The sequence below is a fragment of the Phytoactinopolyspora endophytica genome (genome assembly GCF_004138495.1).
Classification (GTDB): Bacteria; Actinomycetota; Actinomycetes; order Jiangellales; family Jiangellaceae; genus Phytoactinopolyspora; species Phytoactinopolyspora endophytica.
This window is the reverse complement of record NZ_ML142855.1, coordinates 160,206-165,120: the sequence shown is the minus strand read 5'-3', so window position 1 is coordinate 165,120 and position 4,915 is coordinate 160,206. Positions and strand designations below refer to the sequence as shown.

Sequence of the window (4,915 nt, the reverse complement as noted above, 5' to 3'; positions counted from 1 at the left end):
GTTCTCATCACCGCCGTTCTCATCACCGCCGTTCTCATCACCGCCGTTCTCATCACCGCCGTTCTCATCACCGCCGTTCTCATCACCACCCGGGCCGCAGTCCGTCTGGCATTGCTCGAAGCCATCCGGTCCCCAGTTCGGCGGCTCAGGTGGCTCGGGCGGATCGGTCGGGAAGATCTCGAAGTCGGGGCCCGGAGGTGGGCTGTCGGGAAGTGTCGTCGGTTGCGCCTCGATCAGGTTCTCCACCGCTGAGTTCGGCTCGTCCTGCGAGGGACTGGCGAACGCCACACCAGTCGGAATGCCGAGGGCGAAGGCCGCGCCCGCCGCTGCGAATCCCGCCAATGACGCGCTCCGGAGGAAGGACCCGGCGCGCTCCGAGTAGCTCGATCGATTGAGCGTCGTGTCTTGCATGATGTGCTCCTTATGCATGTCATGAGTTCGGACATGTGTAAGAGCGGCGAGATCCACATACCTAACAACTTCTCCGAAGAGTTTTTCGACGTTTCATTCCCTCAACGGTTAACTCCAGCATCTTCCCTGCGTACACGCCGGGAAGTACGCCGGCGTCACCGCGATGGTTCACTGCGGGCAGGGGTTCACCGTGAGCGTGCGCGGCTCGCTCGTGCTCGTGTTTCCGCGCGTATCGACGGCGACGAGGTGCCAGACCACCTGTCCAGGCGATTCGAACGGACCCAGCCGGGCGTACCAGGATCCGGATCGAAGCGTCATCGCCGTGGTCCCAGCGCCGTCCGGGCCCTGCCAGGACATCTCGGCGCTCGCCACGCCCGACTCGTCGGTGACGTCGGCGCTGGCCAGTGCCGAGTCCGGTGGGCACGCGCTGAGACCCAGCACACCTGGGTCCACGCTCAGCCCATCGACGACGGGAGGTCGCTCGACGGCGACGAGCACATCGATCGACGCGGTGCCGTCGGCGGAGGTGACCTGAACCGTTGCGCGGTGATCGCCCTCGGCCAGGTCGCTCCGGTCCGCGCTCACGCGGAGATCACGGCCCGTATCGGCGGCCAGCTCACCGCTATCGTGATCGAATGCCAGCCACGGTGCCGATGAGGCCACCTGGTACATCAGCGGCGAACCACCGGCGTTCCGCAGCTGGACAACCCCGTCCACCAGATCCGCGCCGAGGTCGAGGGTTGTGGTCGTCACGACCAGTTCACCGGCCGTCACTTGTGGCGGTTCAGTTGGAGTGGGGTCCTCCAATGCCTCCGTCGACTCCTCATCTTCCGTCGTGGATGCCTCGTCCTCCAGCTGTTCTTCGTCCTCCCGCGATGCTTCGTCCTCCGTCGCCGATGGCCCATCGACGGCTTGCCCACCCGTGTCCGCCGGATCGGGCGACGGTGGGTCCGTTGCGGTATCCAGCGGCGACGCCGTGGCCGACGGTGGGGTAGTTGCCGTCGTCGACGTGCCCGCCGTCGCGGGTGCGTCCGTCGTCGCGGCTGTCGGTGCATTGGCGTTGTCCCCGGGGCCGAAGAACATGATCCCAGCGACGACGCCCGCGACGACCAGCGCGGCGGAGCCGGAGATCAGCATCGCGGTACGGCTCGGCCGCGGTAGCCGCGGCGAGCCGCCGGAGGGGCCGTCGGAGCCGTCCTCCGATGCGCCGGCATGTCTGGTGAAAGCGGCGAGCACGACGTCGCGCAGTTCCGGCGGCGCGAGCATGACGGGCACCGCGGACAGCAGGGCCATCGGGCTGGCGGCCGTGCGGCGGCGTTCGCCGCAGATGTCGCAGTTGTCGACGTGCCGAGCCACCCGCTTGCGCACCAGGACGGAGAAGCGTCCGTCCCAACCGGCCAGGATCGCCGTCAGCTCGCCACATTCGTCCCGGCCGAGCCGGGCCACCAACAATGCGCCCATCGACCGTTCGACCTGGTGGCGCAACCGGTTCAGCAGCACATAGGCATGATCAGCGCGGACCCCGGCGGCTTCAGCGAGTTCCGCACCCTCGAGGCCCTGGCGGACATGGAGGTCGAGCAGCATCCGGTCCCGGTCGGCCAATCCGGCGGCAGCGTCCCAGACGAGGTCGCGCAGTTCATTCTGACTGGCGGCCGTGTCCGGCCCGGCAGCGAGATCGGGCATGTCGGGCACGCCTTCGTCGGGCACCTGGCGTTTCCGCGACTTCAGCCGCGCCAGCGCCTCGTGGCGTGCGATGGAGTACAGCCAGGAGCGCACTTTCGCCGGGTCCTTCAACTGGTCCAGCCGCTCGACGGCCCGCAGGAATGTGTCCTGAGTCGCGTCGGCGGCGTCGTCCCGGTTCCGCAGCAATGACCAGCAGAAATCGTGCAGGCGATCGCTGTACCGGTCGTAGATGGCAGCAAACGATGCCCGGTCACCGGCACGCGCGCGGGCGACCAGGTCAGCATCGGACGGATCGGGAGCAACACGCTCCTGCATGGCCGGAAACCTACACCCGTCCGCGCCATCCGGCACCGTCCGAGCCTCCACTATCTACGCCGGTGGCGTCGGCCGCCCTCTGCCACACCGATCCACCGTCCATTCCACCGTCCATGATGGCCTCACCCTTGCTCGACTCCACGTGCCTCTCGTAGGTGGGAGAGACGAGGACGGCGTTCCTTACACAAAACGACGTTCCTGACAGAAACTCGCACGCTGCCAGCGATGACACGATCCAAACCCGGGCTGGGGGCCATACTGGAACGAAGGGATGGAACTTTCCTCGCCAGGATGCGTCTGCATCGGTAAGGGATGAACAGACCCAACCTCGAGACGGCGAGGTTTCTCATGGCAGACGTCGCGACGGCGCAAATGAACCGGACGGATCAGTCCTGGTTCGCGGATCAGGTCGCAAAGCTGCTGCCGGACCTGTACGGCGGCGCGATCCGGCTGTGCCGGGACCGGACCGACGGCGAGGACCTTGTCGCGGAGACGGTCGCCAAAGCATGGGAAGCACTGCCGGGACTGCGTACCCGCGATGCTTTCCGCGGCTGGATCTTCCGGATCCTCACGAACACCTACATCTCGCAGTACCGGTCCAGCCGCGCTCAGGGCGACGTCGACTCTCTGGACGCCGACGGGGAGGCGTTCTCGCTGTTCGAGCATGTGCACCAGCCGATCCTTCTGTGGTGGGGGAATCCGGAGCAGGACTTTCTCAACGGGCTGCTGCGCGAAGACCTGGTGCAGGCCATCGACCAGCTCCCGGACACGCTGCGTACGGTCGTGGTGCTCGTGGATGTCCAGGCTCTGAGCTATCGAGAGGCAGCGGTCGCCATGGGGGTCCCGATCGGCACTGTCCGCTCCAGGCTCGCCCGGGCACGGAGCCAGCTGCAGAAGACCTTGTGGGACGACGCTCACGACGCAGGCATCAGGACGCGACAGTCACCATCTCAGCGAGAGGAAAAGCCCGATGACCGGGACTGAGATCAATAGCTGCACGGAAGCGTTACGTCTGCTCGCCGCACATCTCGATGGCGAGCTGGGAGGGCATGCGCACAGCGAGATGGAGAGGCATCTACGGACTTGCCGAAGCTGTTTCTCCCGTGCGGAGTTCGAGGCGCGTTTGAAGGCCAGCATCGCGGGGCTCGCACAAGAACCGGTCCCACCCGAACTGTCCCAGCGGGTGCACACATTGCTCCGGGAGTTCACCGTCGCGGGCGGCGACTAGCCGCCGAAACCACACATGAAAGGGGGGCCACCATGGTCGTCATCACGTCAGACCAGAGGGATGTCATCTTCGACGCGGTCCGTACGATGTACACGGCAGTAGCGGACCAGCCGGAGCAGGAGTACCACTTTCCCACCGGACGGCGAGCCCTGGAGTACGTGGGCTACCCGCCTGAGTACCTCGACCGGCTGCCGGACGGGGCGTTGGAGTCGTTCGCAGGCGTCGGATACCCGTTCGCCGCGGGAATGGTGCGTCCTGGTGATGTTGTGGTCGACATAGGTTCTGGTTCCGGAACCGATCTGTTGCTCGCCACCCTGCTGGTGGGCCCGGCCGGTCGCGCGATCGGCGTCGACATGACCGCCGCCATGCGGGAGAAATGCCTGGCCATCGCTCGCTCTGCGGGTCTCGACAACGTCGAGGTGCTCGATGGCAACGCCGAGAAGATCCCCTTGCCGGACGCCTCGGTCGATGTCGTGACCAGCAACGGCGTCATCAACCTGGTGCCGAACAAACCGGCGGCCATCACCGAGATCCACCGGGTACTACGTCCCGGCGGCCGGGTGCAGCTGGCCGACATCGTCGTCGCCGACCTGCCATCTGCCGAGTGCCGCGCCAAGCCGCAGCTGTGGGCGGAGTGCATCGTCGGGGCCACCACGCAAGCTGACTATCTGGATATGTTCCGCGCGGCCGGCTTCGACGGGGTCGAGCGGCTCGGCGAACTCGACTATTTCGCCGCCAGCACCAGCTCCTCGACTCGGCAGACCGCCGATGGGTTCGGCGCGCACAGCATGGTGATGCGCGCCACCAAACCCGAGTAGCACCGGCGCGGCAGCGCTACCCGCGCCCGCGGCAGTTCGACACAACAGAACAGGTCCGGCACCGGCCGGACCTGGCGGGCAGCTCTGTGCCCGCTACCACCCACGCAGAGGAGGACGACCATGTCGACCACCACGCAGCAGACCCGCAACGGCGTCAATGTCACGCAGCTCGTCGAGACCGTCGGCGCGATCCAGAACGATCCAGGACTGGCGACGTTCCGGTTCCGTGCCACGAACACCTGGCTGGGCGGTGGCCACAGCCGGACATCCATCAACGGTTTCTGGGGTGCTGGGCAGGAAGACACCTCGCGGCAGGAGCCGTTCACACTCGAGGGCGACGAGCCGCCGGTGCTACTGGGGTCCAACCGTGGCCCGAACGCCGTCGAAGCTGTCCTGCATGCCTTGGCATCATGTTTGGGCGTCGGATTCGTGTACAACGCGGCGGCCAAGGGGATCGAGG

Annotated in this window: 5 protein-coding genes and 1 pseudogene; 4 read left to right on the top strand and 2 right to left on the bottom strand. The window is 66.6% G+C overall.

Annotated elements, in window-relative coordinates; translation table 11 throughout:
- Together ELR45_RS35240 and ELR45_RS15605 are read right to left on the bottom strand one after the other, a co-directional pair.
- Positions 1–411 (bottom strand): annotated as a pseudogene (locus ELR45_RS35240) (hypothetical protein); the annotation flags it as partial.
- Between the two features lie 168 nt (positions 412–579).
- Positions 580–2,409: a sigma-70 family RNA polymerase sigma factor gene (locus tag ELR45_RS15605; protein ID WP_129667235.1), complete on the bottom strand. Its 1,830-nt coding sequence runs from the start codon at positions 2,407–2,409 to the stop codon at positions 580–582.
- A gap of 312 nt (positions 2,410–2,721) precedes the next feature.
- Here ELR45_RS15605 and ELR45_RS15600 point away from each other — a divergent pair, with 312 nt between their 5' ends.
- From ELR45_RS15600 to ELR45_RS37995, 4 genes are all read left to right on the top strand, one after another.
- Positions 2,722–3,393 carry a sigma-70 family RNA polymerase sigma factor gene (locus tag ELR45_RS15600; protein WP_129667234.1) on the top strand — a complete coding sequence of 224 codons (672 nt, stop codon included), beginning with the start codon at positions 2,722–2,724 and terminating at the stop codon, positions 3,391–3,393.
- Positions 3,380–3,637, top strand: a complete 258-nt coding sequence (locus ELR45_RS15595; RefSeq protein ID WP_129667233.1) for an anti-sigma factor family protein — start codon at positions 3,380–3,382, stop codon at positions 3,635–3,637. The genes ELR45_RS15600 and ELR45_RS15595 overlap by 14 nt, the downstream gene beginning before the upstream one ends.
- A 32-nt stretch (positions 3,638–3,669) precedes the next feature.
- Complete coding sequence (locus tag ELR45_RS15590) at positions 3,670–4,455, top strand: methyltransferase domain-containing protein (protein ID WP_129667232.1); 786 nt, start codon at positions 3,670–3,672, stop codon at positions 4,453–4,455.
- A 120-nt stretch (positions 4,456–4,575) separates the two neighbouring features.
- Positions 4,576–4,915 (top strand): OsmC family protein (locus tag ELR45_RS37995; protein WP_205856665.1); only part of this gene is annotated, 340 nt, incomplete at its 3' end.

Coding starts and splice junctions, on each gene's coding strand:
- ELR45_RS15605 (WP_129667235.1), bottom strand. CDS start 2,409: ATGCAGGAGCGTGTTGCTCCCGATCCGTCCGATGCTGACCTGGTCGCC.
- ELR45_RS15600 (WP_129667234.1), top strand. CDS start 2,722: ATGAACAGACCCAACCTCGAGACGGCGAGGTTTCTCATGGCAGACGTC.
- ELR45_RS15595 (WP_129667233.1), top strand. CDS start 3,380: ATGACCGGGACTGAGATCAATAGCTGCACGGAAGCGTTACGTCTGCTC.
- ELR45_RS15590 (WP_129667232.1), top strand. CDS start 3,670: ATGGTCGTCATCACGTCAGACCAGAGGGATGTCATCTTCGACGCGGTC.